This is a genomic window from Deltaproteobacteria bacterium (assembly GCA_020845895.1).
GTDB lineage: Bacteria > Lernaellota > Lernaellaia > JACKCT01 > JACKCT01 > JADLEX01.
Genome location: JADLEX010000066.1, coordinates 25,441 through 43,079, shown reverse-complemented (window position 1 = coordinate 43,079; position 17,639 = coordinate 25,441). Strand labels below are relative to the sequence as shown.

14 protein-coding genes are annotated in these 17,639 nt (G+C 63.0%); 10 read left to right on the top strand and 4 right to left on the bottom strand.

What is annotated here, in order from left to right; all coding sequences use genetic code 11:
- Nucleotides 1-7: 7 nt before the first annotated feature.
- From IT350_09450 to IT350_09435, 4 genes are read right to left on the bottom strand one after another with little or no spacing between them, the layout of a single operon-like run.
- Nucleotides 8-952 carry a carbohydrate kinase family protein gene (locus IT350_09450; protein MCC6158267.1) on the bottom strand — a complete coding sequence of 315 codons (945 nt, stop codon included), beginning with the start codon at nucleotides 950-952 and terminating at the stop codon, nucleotides 8-10.
- Complete coding sequence (locus IT350_09445) at nucleotides 936-2,303, bottom strand: hypothetical protein (protein MCC6158266.1); 1,368 nt, start codon at nucleotides 2,301-2,303, stop codon at nucleotides 936-938. The genes IT350_09450 and IT350_09445 overlap by 17 nt, the downstream gene beginning before the upstream one ends.
- A 13-nt stretch (nucleotides 2,304-2,316) precedes the next feature.
- Nucleotides 2,317-4,827: a hypothetical protein gene (locus IT350_09440; protein MCC6158265.1), complete on the bottom strand. Its 2,511-nt coding sequence runs from the start codon at nucleotides 4,825-4,827 to the stop codon at nucleotides 2,317-2,319.
- A gap of 34 nt (nucleotides 4,828-4,861) precedes the next feature.
- A complete protein-coding gene (locus IT350_09435; GenBank protein MCC6158264.1) occupies nucleotides 4,862-6,130 on the bottom strand; it encodes a tyrosine--tRNA ligase in 1,269 nt (422 codons plus the stop codon).
- A 234-nt stretch (nucleotides 6,131-6,364) separates the two neighbouring features.
- On the opposite strand from IT350_09435, the gene IT350_09430 reads away from it, so the two are divergent.
- The 10 genes from IT350_09430 to IT350_09385 all read left to right on the top strand — a co-directional run bounded on the left by IT350_09430 (nucleotide 6,365) and on the right by IT350_09385 (nucleotide 17,639).
- Nucleotides 6,365-6,976, top strand: coding sequence for a PilZ domain-containing protein (locus IT350_09430; protein ID MCC6158263.1), 612 nt, complete (start codon nucleotides 6,365-6,367; stop codon nucleotides 6,974-6,976).
- A gap of 2 nt (nucleotides 6,977-6,978) precedes the next feature.
- The gene (locus IT350_09425; GenBank protein ID MCC6158262.1) at nucleotides 6,979-8,361 is read left to right on the top strand and encodes a sigma-54-dependent Fis family transcriptional regulator; all 1,383 of its coding nucleotides are present in this window, start codon (nucleotides 6,979-6,981) and stop codon (nucleotides 8,359-8,361) included.
- Nucleotides 8,362-8,748: 387 nt separating this feature from the next.
- A complete protein-coding gene (locus tag IT350_09420) occupies nucleotides 8,749-10,680 on the top strand; it encodes a tetratricopeptide repeat protein (GenBank protein ID MCC6158261.1) in 1,932 nt (643 codons plus the stop codon).
- A complete protein-coding gene (locus tag IT350_09415) occupies nucleotides 10,643-11,974 on the top strand; it encodes a PAS domain S-box protein (protein MCC6158260.1) in 1,332 nt (443 codons plus the stop codon). Before IT350_09420 ends, IT350_09415 begins: the two co-directional genes overlap by 38 nt.
- Nucleotides 11,975-11,977: 3 nt before the next feature.
- Nucleotides 11,978-13,396 (top strand): sigma-54-dependent Fis family transcriptional regulator, encoded by a 1,419-nt coding sequence (locus tag IT350_09410; protein ID MCC6158259.1) that lies wholly within the window; start codon nucleotides 11,978-11,980, stop codon nucleotides 13,394-13,396.
- Between the two features lie 143 nt (nucleotides 13,397-13,539).
- Nucleotides 13,540-13,971 (top strand): flagellar basal body rod protein FlgC, encoded by a 432-nt coding sequence (gene flgC / locus IT350_09405; protein ID MCC6158258.1) that lies wholly within the window; start codon nucleotides 13,540-13,542, stop codon nucleotides 13,969-13,971.
- A 7-nt stretch (nucleotides 13,972-13,978) separates the two neighbouring features.
- Nucleotides 13,979-14,296 (top strand): flagellar hook-basal body complex protein FliE, encoded by a 318-nt coding sequence (gene fliE / locus IT350_09400; GenBank protein ID MCC6158257.1) that lies wholly within the window; start codon nucleotides 13,979-13,981, stop codon nucleotides 14,294-14,296.
- A gap of 22 nt (nucleotides 14,297-14,318) precedes the next feature.
- Nucleotides 14,319-15,968 carry a flagellar M-ring protein FliF gene (fliF, locus tag IT350_09395; protein ID MCC6158256.1) on the top strand — a complete coding sequence of 550 codons (1,650 nt, stop codon included), beginning with the start codon at nucleotides 14,319-14,321 and terminating at the stop codon, nucleotides 15,966-15,968.
- Between the two features lie 36 nt (nucleotides 15,969-16,004).
- Entirely contained in the window at nucleotides 16,005-17,006 is a 1,002-nt protein-coding gene (gene fliG, locus IT350_09390) for a flagellar motor switch protein FliG (protein ID MCC6158255.1), read from the top strand.
- Between the two features lie 15 nt (nucleotides 17,007-17,021).
- A complete protein-coding gene (locus tag IT350_09385) occupies nucleotides 17,022-17,639 on the top strand; it encodes a hypothetical protein (protein MCC6158254.1) in 618 nt (205 codons plus the stop codon).

Sequence of the window (17,639 nt, the reverse complement as noted above, 5' to 3'; positions counted from 1 at the left end):
CGCCGCTTCAAGTCAAAGCCATCGCGGGCGGCAATTCCCCGATCAACGTGAGCGCGCGCTCGCGGTTCGGCGCCGCGTCTCCGCCGTAGCCCATGCAGGTCAGCGTGCCGACAGCGACCCCCGCGCGCAGCGCGCCGATCGGGTCCTCGCCGCACACGCGCGCCCAGACGAAACCGCCGACGAAGCAGTCGCCCGCCCCGGTGGTGTCGACGATCGCAACGTCGGGCGCCTGTTGCGTGATGCGCATGCCGTCGCCGTACATCCGCGCGCCCTTCGGGCCGAGCTTGATGACGGCTATTCGCGTCAACCGGCTCAGAACCTCGCACGCCGCGTCGATTTCAGCCTCGCCCGTGAACATCGTCGCTTCGAGTTCGTTGCAGAAGTAAACGTCCACGAGATCGAGCATCGCGCGAAAGTCCTCGTCATTCACCGATCGCTCGACGTACTGGCTGTCCATGTAGATGGGAATGCCAAGACGGCGGGCCTCGCGCATCATCGGCAAGAACGAATCGTCGGGCGGAATCCCCGTGAACAGCACGTGGCCGACGCGGTGTTCGGAGAGCACCTCCGGATCGCAGATCGGCGACGGTTGGCGATCGACGTAGCTCAGGAACGCGCGGTCGTGTTCGAGGCTGTAGGAGCAGGTGATTGCGGCGGTGGCGTGCGAAACGTCGCGCCGAAACGTGGCGGGCAGCCGGTCGCGGTCCCACAACGTGCGCACGATTTGCGACGGCACGTCGGGACCGAGGTCGGCGGCGATGTGCACCCCGACGCCCAGCCGGTGAAGCGCGCGCGCCGCGTTGTACGCGCCGCCGATCATCGCGGAAAAGCCGCTCGCGTAGATCTCTTCGCCGGGCATCGGCACGCGCTCGGCCCCGGTGAAGATGAAGTCGAGAAAGATGCGGCCGGTCGCGGGGAGGAATACGTCGACGCCGTTACGCGAAGCGCTCAAACACCCCTCCGTGCGACTTGATGAAACCGTCGAGCAGCCGCTCGGCCTTGTGGGCATGATGGACGAGCGGGTTCGATTCCAGCGCCCAAAGCGCGGCCTTGCGCGTGGGAAAACGCGCGCACAGGCTCGTGAGATTCTCGTAGTATTTCACCGTGCGCAGGAGTTCCTCGACGCGGGGCGGCACGCTCGACGGGCCAAGCGGTTTGATCGCATCGCGGCTCACCTCGTACGTCAGTTCCGCCGTATCGTGCGCGCTGAAGAAGGGGATGGCGTCGCCGTTCAGGTAGTTGAGCACGATGCGCCGGGGTGCGTCCGATGAGCGCGCCTCGATGAAATCGAGCGCCACACCGGCGTAGCCTTCGCCGCCGTGATCCGTTTTGACTTTCGGGCGTTCACCCGCCGCGGTTTCTTCCCAGGCGTATTGCATGTAGGTGCGGCTGCGTTCGCCGAGCAACTCGTCGTGCAGGCGACGGATCTCGTCGATGTCGCGCAAGTGGTCGTCGTCCCACGCGCCGGAGAAGAAACGGGTGTTGAGGGCGAGGATCTGCTCGCCGCGCGTTTGCGTTTCGGCGCGCATCGCCTCGTAAGCGGCTTCCGGGTAGAAGTAATAGTAGAGGTATTCGTTCGGCAGAAGCCCGAACTCGCGCAGCATCGACTTTTCGTAGATACCCATGAAGGCATCCATGTAGTCATCGTTCGCGAGCATTTCACCCAGCCGGTCCGCGCTGTCCACGGCCGCTTCGTACGTGAAACTGCAATGGTTGAGACCGAACACGCGCTGCGTGACGCGCGGGTGATCCACTCCGAAGTGGAACGCCGTGTCCCGCGCGATGGTGTCCGACGAGTCGCAGATGCCGATGCTGTTGCGAAAGCCGAAGTCCTGCATGGCCTGGGCGAGCAGCCCTGCCGGATTCGTGAAGTTGATGATCCACGCGCCGGGTGCGACGCGCGCCGCAGTTTGCGCGATGTGAAGTACCTCGGGGATCGCACGGATCGCCATGGCGAAACCACCCGGCCCGACGGTCTCCTGCCCAATGCATCCGCAGGCCAGCGAGACCTTTTCGTCGTGGATGCGGCCTTGTTCGAAACCCGCGCGGATCGTCGTGACGACGTGCGACGCCCCGTCGAGCGCCGCCACGAGGTCGGTCGTCGTCGTGATGCGAAGCGGCGATCCCGCTTCCTCGGCGAGTCTTTTCGCAAAGGGTCCGATCACGTCGAGCCGTCGCGGCTGCACGTCGTGCAGGCACAGTTCGGTGATCAGTTCGCGCCCCGAGCGTTTCTGACGGCCGAGCAGCGACTCGACAAAAAGCGGTCCGCGGATTCCGCCGCCGCCGATGAGTGCGAGTTTCACGGACGTAGTCCTTTCAGTTGGGAGAAAACGTCGCGACCACACGTGTCGTCGAGTTTGCGGAAACGGCAACGTTGCGCAGGATCGCGCGGGTGCGTCCCCATCGTTCAATCGTGTCCACGTTCGCGTGCGCGGCGTCGTTGACGGTCGCCGTCACCGCGTGTGCGCCGTCGTCGGCGAACGTGACCTCAGCGACGAAGTCGTGCGGCGATCGGCTTTCGATCGTGAGCGACCACGTGTCACCGCTGCGTTCGACGCGAAGATCGTAGGCGCCATCCGTGCCCGCCGGCAGGTCGCGCATGCCGGACGACGTCCAGCGATTCGGCAAATGCGGGAAGAAGCGCATTGTCTTGGCGGGGACATCGACGTGCGTGCCGAACAGGAATTCGAGCACGGCGTCGAGATTGATGCCGCCCTCCCACGGGCGATAGCGCGACGTGATCTCCTCGAGTCCGCGCCCCGATTTCGCGTGCGTGACGGTGAACATGTTGTGATTTCGCGTCTGCATCTCGGAGTAGTTGCCCGAGTCGCTCGCGGTCCGGTCGATGGCGTTGAAGACGAGATCGCCATTCGGGTGATCGACGCGCGCGACGTTGTACAGGTGAAATCCCGGCACCATCCCTGTGTAAAACGGTGTTGACGCGAAGCCGAACAGCGCCTCGGGGAAGAGCAGCGTGCCGTCGTCGCGCTGGAGGAAATCGACGTAATCCTGCACCGTCTCCGCCGCGTCGTCCGACGTGGGATCGAGATATTCGAGCCACACGGGCTGCGTCGAAACGTCTTCGAACGGAAAATTCCAGGGTTCGAGGTCGTCGATGGCGAGCACCGGCGCGTATCGGTCGCCGAACCGGTAATTCGCCTCGGTCGCGGCACGCACGTCATCGGCGGTTTCGGCGAACGGATCGACGTCTTCATCGCGGTCGGTCGCGTCCGCGATGCGGCTCATCATCTCCGATGCGACGACCATCAGCAGATTCGAGTAGAGCGAATAGTAGTTCTCCTGGACTTCCTGGATCTCCAGCATCGCGACCATGAGCGGATAGCGAAATGTCTCGTCGCCGCTGAAGCCCATGAGATCGTCCGGCGTGCGCTCCTGAAGCGTCAGCGCCGCGCGCAGGTATTCGTATCGCGCGTCGATCAGCTCGGTGCTGCCCGTGGCGAGCCAGTGACGGTGGTACATGACCGGTACGAAGCTCGGCGCCTCGGCCTTGTAGCGGCCCGGCATGAAACTGCACGACTCCCAAAACGTGCGACCGTCTGCGGGGTCCGCCACACCCGAAACGTCGAGATCGAGCGGCATCGAGTTGGCGATCTCGTGATGGAGCACGCCAACGCGATAAACGTAGTCCATCATCCGCGCCGAGTCGTCAAAGCGGCCGATGCGATCGTAGAAACGCGTCGGGCCGTCGGTGTCGCGCAGCCACGCGCTCGAATAGCGGCTCATCGGCGTGACCGCGCCGGACTGGTCCGTGAGCGCGCCGATCGTCACCTGCATGCCCTCGTAAAGATCGGCGACCTTGGGGTCGGGCACGTCGATCTTCGCGGCGACGTCGAGGTAATCGCGCCACCAAGCGAGGGTGTCGTCGAGCAATGCGTCGATCCCGCGATCACGGATCTCTTCGCGAATCATCGACGCGGCGGCCTCGTTGTCCTCGGTAACGAAAACGAAGGCGATGAGCGCGGTAGCTTCTTCGCCCGGCGCGAGGGACGGCCACGACACCACGAGGTCGCCAACCTCAGGCGCGATGTCGGCATCGTCCTGCGCGCCGCACATGTGCAGCGCTTTTTCGCCACGACGCTGGATCACGCATCCCTCGGACGTCTCGATCGCGTCATCGCCATCGCGGACCGGGGCTTGCCGGACGGCGACTTGCTCGAACGTGAGCGTCTCGTGCGCGTTGCGCACGATGAGCATGCGCGCGACGGCGTCGAGGTCGGGCGGCGCGAAATCGACCGTGTACAGTTCCAGCGTCTCGTCTGCGCTCATCGTCTTCGTCACGTTGATCGCCGCTCCGCGTACGCGCCAGATCCATTGGTGGCCGGGCGTTGCGGCTTCGTTACCGACAAACAGGCGCGCGGGGGTGTCGCCGAATCGGCCTCCGTCGTTTTGATAGTACGGTCCGGTGTATTCCGTAAGGGCGTTGATGTCGCGGTTCATGCCCTGGAGAGCGAAGATACGCCCGTTGCCGATCCCGAAATCGCCGAGCGCGCCGCGGCCGGGATAGCCTTCGAGCGCATTGAAATACGAGAAGTACAGACTGCGTTCGAGCAGGGCGGTACGCGCGTCGAACCACGCGGCCATGTCGGTCTGGGGCGCGGGATCGACCGGCCAATATTCGATGTCGCTCGCGTCGTCGTCATCGAGCGGCGGAAACGTGTCGTCATCGGCGTCGTCATCGGAATCGTCGTCGGTGTCGTCGTCGGCGACGTCATCGTCCGCGTTAGCGTCGCCGTCATCGTTGTCGCCGCTTCCGCACGCGACGAGCAACGCGCACGCGAGGAGTGCGAGGAACGCGCTTCGCTTCACCGCCAATCTCCACACGCGCGACATAACCGGTCCTCTACGAGGGGTCGATCCGCAAGATGTGCAGTTTCTGCTTGCCGAACTGGAGCACGCACCGACCGTGGTCGTCGAAATCGCCAGCGGTCAATTTTGCCATGGCGTCGTCGACGCGGCGATCGTTGATCCGCAGCGCGCCGGCCTGCGCCTTTCGCCGCGCCTCGCCCCGGCTCGGCACCAACCCGCACATCTCGAACGCTTCCGCCGCCGTGAGTCCCGCCTCGATGCGAGATCGGTCGACCGGCGTCGTCGGCGCGGCATCGAACGCCGCGGCGGAGCGGTTGCCCGAGTACGCCGCGCTTGCGGCTTCGCGCGCTCGCTCGGCCTCCTTGGGCCCGTGTGCGAGCGCCGTCGCCTCAAATGCGAGTCGGTGGTGCGCCAGTCGCTTTTCCGGCTCTTCGCGCAGCGTCCGTTCGAGATCGGGCCACTCGGTCGCGTCCAGGTCGGTGAAGATCTTCACGTAGCGCATCACGTCGCGATCATCGGAACGCAGCCAGAACTGGTAGTAGTCGAAGGGGCTCGTCTTCTCGGCCGACAGCCAGATGACAGTCTTTCCGTCGTCACTCTTGCCGAACTTGCTGCCGTCCGCCCGCGTGACCAGATGCCCGGTAATTCCGTAGGCGGCTTTGCCGTCGAGTTCGCGGATGAGATCCGTTCCGGCCGTGATGGTGCCCCACTGGTCCGATCCCCCGACCTGCAACTCGCAGCGGTGGTGCCTGAACAGATACCAGAAGTCATAGGACTGGAGGAGCTGGTACGTGAACTCCGTGAAGCTGATGCCGTCCTGCTTTTCGAGGCGGCGTTTCACCGACTCGCGCGCCACCATGTCCTGCACCCGAAAGTGCTTGCCGATGTCGCGCAGAAATTCAATGAGGTTTAACGAGCCCAGCCAGTCGAAGTTGTCGAGCAACGCCGCGTCGGACGGGCCTTCACCGAAGGTCAGAAACCGATCCAGAACGGCTCGAAGCCCCTGCGATTTTCTTTCGACTTCTTCCCGGGTCTGGAGCTGCCGCTCGTGCTCCTTGCCCGACGGGTCGCCGATCATCCCGGTTCCGCCGCCGACGAGCGCGATGGGCTTGTGGCCGAATCGCTGGAACCGGCGCAGCAGCATGATGATCGAGAGATTTCCGACGTGCAGCGAATCCGCCGTGGGGTCGAATCCGGCGTAAACCGTCATGGAACGCGACGCGAGGACCTCGTCCAGACCCGGATGCGTCTGATCGGCGATCACATCGCGCAGCTTCAGGTCGGCCATCACCGAGCCGGTCACGAAATCTCCCAAGGTCCCTCAAGCCGTGAGTGCCGAATTCCCAGCGGATTCGAACGATCATTCAAACTAGAAAACGGTGTTTGAGGTGTCAAGCGAACGAAAGAACACGCTCGGGGCGAGAAAGGTCGGCGTTCCGTCGTTACGACGAAAAAAATCGACAATTTACCGTCAATTCATTGACGCAAGCCGAAAACCGTGCAAGAAACAGTCATCCTCCATTTAGCGGAGCACTCCGTGACAATCGCCCCCCACGACGCGCGCGACTACGTTCGGGTCAAGGACATCGTACGGCTGGAGTACCGGTCGGTCGAAGAGACCAACTATTCACGGGCCAAGGACGAGCTGGTCTTTCTGCGTGCGCGGGAAGCGAAGGCGTCCGCCACCAAGCGGGGAGTCGCCATCGCTTCGGAGTCGCCCGCGGATCAATCCATGGCCGCCGTGGTGGACGCGATCAAGGCGCTCGAGCGCAAGGTCGATCTGATGATCGAGCTGCTCGAACGGCCTGCCTCGGCGATCGGCGCGCGGGCCGGGCGACGCGAGGTGCACTGCAACATCTCGGGCTCCGGGATGCTGTTTTCCTGCGACGAAACCTTCGAGGTCGGTCAGCGTCTGCTCATGAGCATGTACCTGGGCTACCTGGTGACGAAGCCGATTCATCTGATCGCCGAGGTGGTGCGCGTCGAAGAATCGAAGCTGGGCTACGGCGGGGAGCGGTATCTGGTGGCCGTGCATTTCACGGATTTGGCGAACGACGACCGCGAGCGGATCATCCAGCACGTCGTGGACGTTCAGCGTTCCATGATTCGCGCCAGCCAGTGGGCGGACGACAAGACCGCCGGAGAATAGGGATGTCGGGATCGATCCTCATCGTCGATGACGATCGCGAGACCGTCCAGCTTCTGACGCGGCTCTTCGAAATGGAGGGCTACGTCGTCGCGGGCGTTTCCGACGGGCACACCGCTCTTTCGCTGGCGCGCGAACAGAGCTTCGACCTGATGGTCACTGACCTGCAAATGCCGCGCATGGACGGCATCACGCTGCTCAAGGAGATGAAGAGCGCGTCGCCCGCGACGGCGTCGATCGTCGTGACCGGTTTCGCCAGCGTGGCGTCCGCGGTCGAGGCGATGAAACTCGGCGCGCACGACTACATCAGCAAGCCGTTTCAGATCGACGAAATGCGGATGATCGTCCGCCGCGCGCTGGAATACCAACGGCTTCAGACCGAAAACCTGACGCTCAAGCAGCAGCTCAAGAAGAAATATCGTTTCGAAAACATCGTCGGCGATCACGCCTTGATGCAGGAGCTGTTCCGCCGGATCGAGCGGGTTGCGGCGTCGGAATCCACGGTGCTCGTCATCGGCGAATCCGGAACGGGCAAGGAACTCGTCGCCCGCGCCATTCACTACAACAGCGATCGGCGAAACAAATACCTCGTCCCGGTCAACTGCGGGGCGATCCCCGAAACCCTGCTCGAAAGCGAATTGTTCGGCTACATGAAGGGGTCGTTCACCGGCGCCACGGCGAACCGAGTCGGCAGATTCGAAGCCGCGGACGGCGGGTCGATCTTTCTGGACGAAGTCGGCGAAATGAGCCCGGCCCTGCAGGTCAAGGTGCTCCGCGTTTTGCAGGAACACGAGATCGAACCGATCGGTTCCAACAAGCCGCGCAAGGTCGATGTGCGCGTCATCGCCGCGACGCACAAGGACCTCGATCGGGCCGTGGAAGACCGGTCGTTCCGCGCGGACCTGTTCTATCGACTCAACGTCATCCCCATCAAAATTCCGCCCCTGCGCGAGCGGCGCAGCGACATTCCGCTCCTCGTCACGCACTTTCTCAATCACTTCCGCGAGGAGAAGGGCCGCGAGGTGGCGCCTCTCGGCGACGACGTCATGCAGACGTTTCTCGACTACGATTGGCCGGGCAATGTCCGGGAACTGGAAAACCTCATCGAGCGGCTGGTCATTCTGTCCGACAACGGCCAGATCCGCCTGAACGATCTTCCCGACAAGATTCGCAAACGCACGGGGGTGCGTCTTCCGGATGCGGTTCTGATCCCCGATGATGGGATCGACTTCAACAACGTCGTGGACGACTTCGAGAATCGGATCATCATGTCGGCGTTGGAGCGAACGCGAGGTAACAAGAACCAGGCCGCCCAGCTTCTGCGCATCAAGCGAACGACACTCGTCGAAAAGATCAAGAAAAAGGGTCTCGAAGCGACGATTTCGTAAAAATACGCCGCCGACACCGCCCACTAGACCGCGTTTTTGTCGGGAATTTGGCGAGTCACTCGCCATCGAAAAGCCAAAATATTGGCAAGTTTCGAGTTGCCGAAGCGTTTCGACCCGAGAGTCATATAGGTATCAGAATAATTAGAGGTTATTGGCGGCTTTTTGCTCGCGTTTTGCCGGACGTCTTGGCATTGTCCTTGCTTTTTCTTTGGGCCAATGGGCGACTCTCCCCTGCATAGATACGTGCGCCTTTTCTTTCTGGCGGCGGCCATGGTCGCGGCGGATGTCGCGTGGTCGAATCCAAATCCGGAAACTCCGCAGGGCGAAATTGCACCCCAAGCCGGCGACGACGAGCGCGTTGCCGGCGCGGAAGTTGCGGAATCGTCGTTGTTTCGCACTTCGGGCAAGCTGTTTCTCACGGACGAAGAACGAACAAAATTCGGCGACGCCCTCGACGCCGCGCTCGACGCCCATCGAAAGGGTGACTGGATCCGACTTCAGGATGCCGTCACGGGGGTATTTGTCGCGCACCCCGACTGGCGCGATGAAGAACTGCCGCGCCTGCTCGAAGCCGAGGGCTTTTACTTCAACGGGGCGGGCGCAAATCTCGATCTGCGGGTGCGTTTCGCGAAGCGCATCTATCGCGATCTCATCGCGCTCTACCCCCGATCGGATCGAAACGATCTCAAGTACTTTCGGATCGGAGCGATCCACGTCGCCCAGGGTTACGACCCCGAAACGATCGGCGTGTTCGCGTTCCTGATCGAGAACTACCCCGAGAGCGACTTCATCCGCCCCGCGAAACTCCTGCTCGGTCACGCCTATCTGCACATGGGGCAGCCCAAATCGGCTGCATGGTTGTTCCTAAACGTGAAGGACGATGCCGACGGCACGGCGGACGAACACTTTGACGCGCTCACGGGCCTCGGCGTCGCCATGATGGACCTGAACTCCGCGACCGACGCACAGAAATATTTCGATCAGGTCATTCGCACCCCGAATGATCGCATGCGCCTCGACGAGTCGGTCCTTTTCGCCTATGCGAAGCTGCTCGGCCACTCAGAACGTTCGAGCGAGGCGCTTGCTGTTTTCGAAGAGTTCCTCGTCCGTTTCCCCAACTCCGAGCACGTCCCGTTTGCGATGTATCGCGCGGCCGAGATTCTCTTCGCGCAGAAACGCGCGGACGACGCTTTCGCGTTTCTGCGTCGCCTGACGGAGCAATTTCCCGAGGACGAGTGGGGCTACGCGGCGGACCTGCGTCTCGGCGATGTGCTGACCGCGGGTGAACCTGCGCCGTGGAGCGACGAGGCCGAGCAGCGGTATCGGCGGGTCATTGGGTCCGCCGTTTTCCCCCGGCCGGCCGAAAACGCGTTGTTCGGGCTCGCCCGCATGTACACCTCCGGCGGAAGATACGTCGAGGCAATGGCCTTGCTCGACGACCTTGCGTCACGCCCGATCGACGAGAGGCGGCAATCCGAGGTTCGTGACGTCTTCGCGGTCGCGTTCGAACGCTTTGCGGAGCGGACCGAACGCTCCCGCGAATACACCGCGTTGTGCCGGTCGTTCTATCAATACGTGGAACTTGTCTTCGATCGACGCATGAAGCCCGTGACGTTCGAACGCATCCTGCGCGCGTATCGGGAGAATTCGCTTTACGACAGTCTTTGGACGATCGGCTCCTCGGTCGCGGCGGTGAAGCTGTTCCCGGCGCACGCAAAACTCGCACGCGCGCAGGCTCAGATGGATCGCGGGCGTTCGGACGAGGCGGAACTTCTGCTCGCCGATCTGATGGCGACGGACGCGGGGTCTATCGGTCGCGAGGCCGCGCTGGAGCGCACGCGCCTGCATTTTCGCGAGCGGCGTTTCGTGGCGGCCGTGGAGTCCGCGGAGAAGGGCCTCGAGATGGCACAGGCCTCCGTCGACCGCGCGGAACTGCTCATTGCGCGGTCGCTCTCGCGCCTGGAAACGGGCGAGACGGTCGCATCGGCCGAAGGATTCCGGCAGTCGATCGACCTGCTGCTTCCCGCGTCGACCGATCGGGAGCGAGCCCTGCTCGCCGATGCCCTCTTCGGGCTCGGCCGTGCGTTTTTTCAGGCGGGACAAAAAGACCGGGCCAAACCGGTTCTGGGAGCGGCGCTCAGCGCGTTTCCCGAAGACGGCCGCGCGGGTCTGGCCGTTTACTACCTGACGCAGACCGGCTCGGGACCGATCCCGCCCGCGAAGCTCGACTCGTATTGGAAGGGCTTGCTCGAACTGCTCAAACGAGTGGATGATTGGCGAAATGCCAACGCCGAACGGCTGCGTACCCGAGGCGCATGACGTGACCGAACCCGCGCTCGAACCCGACAAGACCGCCCACCAGGTTGCCGAACTGCGTCTGTTGCAGGAGGCGTTCGAGCGCTTCATGGGCGCGGGCGAGACGGTCACGCGCGCGTACGACGAACTGCGCGCCCGCATCGACGAACTCAACCTGCAGCTCGAGGAGAAGAACATCGAGCTCGCGCGCAATCTCGATGAAAAAGAACGCCTTTCGATGCACCTGTCGAATATCCTCGGCAGCCTGCGTAGCGGCGTTGTAGTACTCGACGGAGGCGGCGCGATCGACACCGTCAACGAGGCCGCGGCGAACCTGTTGGGGCGCTCGCGCAAGGAGTTGGTCGGAACGCGATTCGTCGAAGTGATCGCCAGCGCGCACTTCACACGCGGCGACTGGGAAACGATGGTCGCCGGCCGCGCGGACTTTCGCGAGCGCGAGATGGAGCATCGTGTGCCGGGCGGCGCCGTGCGCACGCTGCGCGTCGCGCTGCATCCCATGACGAAGGCGGGCGAGGAGCAGCCGGGGCGGGTGCTGGTGATCGACGACGTGACGCGGGAGATTCGCGATCGCGAGACGGCGCAGCGCACGGATCGCCTCGCGGCCATGGGCGAGATGGCGGTGAAGATTGTCCATGAGGTGCGCAATCCCATGGGCTCGATCGAGCTGATTGCGTCGCTGCTATCGCGAGATCTTTCCGATCAGCCCGAGCAGCGCCAGATGGTGGAGCGCGTGCGCAACGGCATTCGCAGCATGAATCACACCATCAACAACCTGCTGTCCTTCGCCCGAAACACGCAGCCCGAGGTCCGGCCCGTGGAGATCGAGGCGGTGGTGGAGGACTGCCTGTCCTACAACACGCATCTGCTCGAAACGCAGCATGTGGCGCTCGAACGAAACTACCGGAACGGGAGCGACGTGCTCGGCGATTCCGAACTGCTGAAACAGGTTTTCATGAACCTGTTCCTGAACGCCGCTCAGGCCATGCCGGGCGGCGGGGTCCTTCGCGTCGAAATCGCCGACGAGCACCGCCGGGACGCGTCGGGCGTCGAGACGCCCACGGTCCTTGTGCGTATCGCCGACACGGGTTGCGGGATGTCGCCGGAGGTGAGCGCCCGCGTGTTTCACCCGTTCTTCACGACCAAGGAACGCGGCACCGGTCTGGGGTTGGCGTTGGCGCACAACATCATCCAGGCACATCGGGGGACGATCGACGTGGAGTCGGAACCCGGCAAGGGATCCTGCTTCACGGTTTGTCTGCCGGCGTCGGCGATCACGCCGATCCAGTCGGGAGTGTGACCGGTGAATCTCGAATTTCGCGGACCGATTCTCGTGGCCGACGACGAGCCCAACATGCGCGAGGCGCTGGAGCTGACCCTCGCGCGCATGGGATTCGACGTGACGCTCGCCACGGACGGGCAGGAGGCGCTGGCCCGGCTGCACTCCTCCGACCCGTATCGGCTTCTCGTCACCGACGTGAACATGCCGCGCATTGACGGTATGGAGGTGCTCCGCGAGGCGCAGCGCATCCGCCCGACGATGCCGGTCGTCGTGATCACGGGGTTCGGGACGATCTCGAACGCGGTCGAGGCGATGAAGCTCGGCGCCGCGGATTACATCGTCAAACCCTTCACGGCGGAGGCGCTCGAGGCCGCCGTGGCGAAGCATCTCGATCAGGTCGCCGCGCCGATGGTCGCAGCGGCGAAGGCCGAGGAGCGGCCGTTCATCACCAAAGACCCGAAAACGTCACGCGTGCTGTCGATCGCGCAGAGCATCGCAAAGAGCGACGCGACAGTGCTGATCGAAGGGGAGAGCGGGACGGGCAAGGAGGTCCTGGCCCGGTTCATTCATCAGCACAGCGGACGCGCCGATCGGCCCTTCGTGGCGGTCAATTGCGCGGCCGTTCCGGCGACGTTGCTCGAAACCGAACTCTTCGGTCACGAAAAGGGCGCGTTCACAGGTGCGATCCAGTCGAAAAAGGGCAAGTTCGAACTCGCGGAAGGCGGGACGATCCTGCTCGACGAAATTGGCGAAATGGAACCCGTGCTTCAGGCCAAGCTGCTGCGCGTCCTGCAGGAGCGCGAAATCGATCGCGTGGGCGGGACTGCGCCGAAACCGGTGGACGTTCGCGTCATCTGCACGACAAACGCAAATCTGCCCAAGCTCGTCGCGCAGGGAAAGTTCCGCGAAGACCTTTTCTATCGCCTGAACGTCATTCCGTTGACGTTACCGCCCCTGCGCGAACGGAAAGGTGACGTCAAAATTCTGGCGAATCACTTCGTGGAGTTGGCGGCGAATAAGCATGGACGGCCCCAGTTGGCGCTGGCCTCCGAAACTGCGGACCTGCTCGACAAATACGAGTGGCGGGGCAACGTCCGCGAACTGGCGAACACGATCGAACGTGCCGTGCTGCTGACCGAGGGCCCGGTCGTCGGACCGGCGTCGCTTTTTATCGTGGAAAATCGGACGGTTGCCTCGGTTGCCCAACCGAACGACGGGACCGGGATGCGCTTGTCGGCGGGAACGAGCCTGCGCGACATGGAACGCCGTCTGATCGAAGTCACGCTGCGGGATGTCGGGCAAAATCGCACCAAGGCTGCGAAATTGCTTGGGATTTCGATTCGCACGCTCCGCAACAAGCTGCACGAATACGGTGCGTCGGACGCGGAGGATGCCCTTGGCGGAGACGAGGCGGACGACGGCGAGGACGAAACTGCCTGACCAGTGTAAAAAAGTTCCCGGTCGCTCTCGGTCCGGATGAGGTAAATCATCTTATAAATCAAATAGATACGTGATGTTTCGGAATGGCACCGTGCTTGCTTTGTGAAGTGGTGGCATCCGGAACCCCTCACGGAGAACGGGCGATGGGTTTGATGAATGTCCTGAAAATCGGTTCGTCGGGGCTGGCCGCGCAGCGGCTTCGCATGGAGGTGCTCAGTTCGAACCTGTCGAACGTGAACACCACGCGCGGCGTGAACGGCAAGCCATACGAGCGGATGACGCCGCTGTTTCGCGCGGCACCCAACGGCACTGAATTTGCTTCCGTCCTGGACCAGCAGCGGAAACTCTATGAGGTTCGTGTGGACAAGGTCGTGAAGGACGGTCGGGATCCGGTCCGGGTGTACGAGCCGGGACATCCCGATGCCGATGACGAGGGATACGTGCTCTACCCGAACATCAACGTGATGGAAGAGATGGTCGGGCTCATGGGCGCCTCGCGCAGCTACGAGGCGAATCTCTCGGCGATCACGGCGGCGAAGGAAGCGGCGAAGAAGGCACTGGAACTCGGACGGTGATCCCACGATGAAGGACATCACGCTCCAAAGCCGGTTGCAATCGCTCCAGTCGATGGATCCGCAACGTCAGCGGATTCCGGTGGGCGATGCAGCTCCGACTTCGGGGCCCACGTTCTCCGACGTCCTGAAAAAGGCGATCGAGGACGTGTCGGGACTCGAGAAAGACGCCGACGCCGCTCTCCAACAACTGGCCCAGGGCCGTCACGACAACCTGCACGAAGCCATGATTGCGCTGCAAAAGGCGGATCTCTCCTTCAAGGCGATGATGGAGATCCGCGACAAACTGATCAGCGCGTACCAAGAGATCATGCGCATGACCGTGTAGGCGCGACGCGCTCGGGGGCGGCATGGCGGAATCCAAGCAGGTTCTGGGGCAACTCCAACGACTCTATTCGGGACTCTCGACCGGCCGGAAGGTCAGCTTCGTGATCTTTCTCGCGCTGGGCGTGGCGGTCGTGGCGGGCGTTGTCGCGTTCGCCGGGCGGCCACAGTTCCGCGTTCTGTATTCCGACCTCACCGCGGATGACGTCTCGGCCATCACATCCGAACTGAAGTCGAAAAAGATCCCGTATCGCATCGGCGACGCGGGCGACTCGGTCTCCGTCCCCGACCAGGAATACTACGAGGTCAAGATGGCCCTCGCGACACAGGGCCTGCCGCGCGGCAGTTCGCTCGGATTCGAGATCTTCGACCGCAAAACCACGGGCATGACCGAGTTCCAGCAGCGCATCGCGTTTCTGCGTGCGATGCAGGGCGAAATCGAGCGCTCGATTTCGCAGCTCGCCGCCGTCGAAAAATGCCGGGTGCATCTCGCGCTGCCCAAGGAGAGCCTGTTCAAGGAAGACCAGCGCCGCGCGACGGCGTCCGTCGTCATCGATCTCAAGAACAACGCAAAGCTCTCCGACGACGAGATCGAGGGCATCACGTTTTTGGTCGCCGGGAGCGTCGAGGGCATGGACCCGGACGCGGTCACGATCATGGACAGTCGCGGCAAGATGATGTCGAAACGCAAGAAAGACGACCTGGCCGGTCCAGTGAACTCCGCCATGATCGACTACCAGCACAGGATGGAAACCGGCATGGAGGAGAGGATCGTCGAGTTGCTCGGCCGCGTCGTCGGCGCCGACAAGGTTTCCGCCAAGGTGACCGCGAGCCTGGATTTCCGGCAGGTGAAAAAGGTGCAGGAGACCTACGACCCGGAGACGCAGGTCGCGCGCTCGGAGCAGGTCGTCGAGGAAAAGTCCACGGGCACCGAACAGTCGACCTCGGGAGCGCCCGGGGTGGATGCGAATCTGCCCGAGGCCGCGGGCGGCGAGGGCACGTCGAACTCGAACAACAGCGACCGCAAGCAGGAGACGATCAACTACGAAATCAGCAAGACCGTGAGCGAGGTCAACGAGCCGGTCGGCGAGATCAAGAAGCTCTCCATCGCGGTGATGGTGGACGGCACGTACGAAGCGCCCGCCGAGGGCGGCGAAAAGACGTACACGCCGCGCACCGAGGAGGAGATGGCGAAGCTGACATCGCTGGTCCGGAACGCGGTGGGGTTCACCGAGACGCGCGGCGATCAGCTCGTCCTCGAAAACGTCCAATTCAACCCGGCCATCGACGCGCCCGCCGAGACCGCCGGCCGCTTCGACGTCGGCTTCATCGGCATGATCGCCAATTACGTCTTTTACGGAGTTCTTTTCCTTCTGCTCGCGTTCATGGGCTTCCGGCTGCTGCGTTTCCTCACCACCGAGCCGTCGTACGATCGGCTGGGTGAAATGACGGGTCTGCTGCCGGCGGGCGTCGAGGACGTCGAAAACCGGCTCGCGGCGGGCCCGCAGGCGCGCCTGCTCGGTCAGGCGGAAGAGGCCGCGCCCGTGGTTCAAGGTGAGGAAGAGACGCGCCGCAAGAAGATGGACGAGAGCCGCAAAAGTTTGATCGAAAACGTCCAGAAGGACAAAAAGGCCGTGGCGCTCATGGTTCGTCGCTGGCTGAAGGAACAGAATTGATGACCGGCGGCGAACAGGCGCGCGGAGCCCAACTCGATGGCTGACGACCACAAACTCACGGGTCCGCAGAAAGCGGCGATCCTATTGCTGTTTCTCGGCGAGGACATCAGCGCCGAGGTGATGAAGAACCTCGACGACGACGAGATTCACGACCTCGTGCAGACCATCGCGACAGTCGAGGACATCACGCCGGAGATGATCGAAAAGGTGATGGCGGAGTTCAACACGCGCATCATCTCGGAGGGCTACATGTCGGTCGTCGGCAAGGAATTTGTCGAGCGCGTCGTGCATCGCGCCCTGCCGACGCACCGCGCCGAGGAGGTGCTGCGCAAGGTTTCGTACATCGAGAAGATCGAGGATTTGAAGAAGTACGACGCGCGAACGATCTTCAACCTCATCAGCAAGGAGCATCCGCAGGTCATCGCGTTCATCTGCTCGCATCTGGCCGTCACGCAGGCGACGGACATCATCGCGCGATTGCCCGAGGAATTGCAGTTCGAAGTGCTGACGCGCATCGCGCGGATGGACCAAGTCATTCCCGGCACGATGGAGGAAGTGGTCGATTCGCTCATGCGCGACATATCCACCTACCGCGTCGGCACCTCCGAGCTGACCGGCGGCATCAAGCCCGCCGCCGAAATCCTGAACTCGATGAAAAAGAACGACAGCAACGAGATCATGCGCAAAATCGAGGAGGAAGACCCCGAGCTCGCCGAGGAAATCGGCCAGCACATGTTCGTCTTCGAGGACCTCATCAATGTCGACGACCGGGGAATCCAGACCATCTTGAAGGAAGTCAGCAACGACGACCTCGTGATCGCGCTCAAGATGGCGAGCGAGGAGGTCAAGCAAAAGATCTTCCGCAATATCAGCGCGCGGGCCGCGTCGATGATCCAGGAAGACATGGAAGCCCGCGGACCGATGCGCCTGACCGACGTCGAGAAGTCGCAGCAGGTCATCATCCGCGTCGCGCGCAAGCTCGAGACCGAGGGCAAGATTTTCGTGACCGGTCGCGGGGGCGACGAGGTCTTCGTCTAACGGTCGGGGGACCGCGTGGGATTCGTCAAATCCAAGCCCGGCGCGGCGGCGCCCCAGATCGGCTCGACGCGCATGCGCGATTTCCACGCGACGGATTTCGCCAAAGAGGCGCGCTCGGTGCTCGACGACGCCATCGAAAAAGGCGCGCGCATCGAGCGCGAAGCCTACGAAGCGGGGTTTCGGCAGGGCGAACAGGCGGGCATACGGCTCGGCCAGCAGCAGATGGCGCCGCTCTTCGACCAGATCCAGCGCCTTGTCGAGGATCTCACCCACGCGCGCCGCGATCTGTTGCTGCGTATGGAGCGCGACATCGTCGCGCTCGCGGTGCACATCGCCGAAAAGGTCGTGCAGCGGACCGTGGCCGAGGACTCCGTGATCGTGCGCGACGCGGTTCGCACGGCCATCAACGAATCGGTCGACCGCGGTGAGTTGGTGGTGCATGTGTCGCCGGACGACTTCGAGGCGATCGAGCAGATGCGCTCCGAGGTGCTGCGGATGGAGGGCGTGGACAGCGTGCACGTGGTCGCCGACCCCAACGTGGACAGCGGCGGATGCTTCATCGAGACGTCGTCGGGAGACATCGACGCGACGCTCGGTCGGGCTTTCCGTGAAATCCGCGGTCTGCTGGACTAG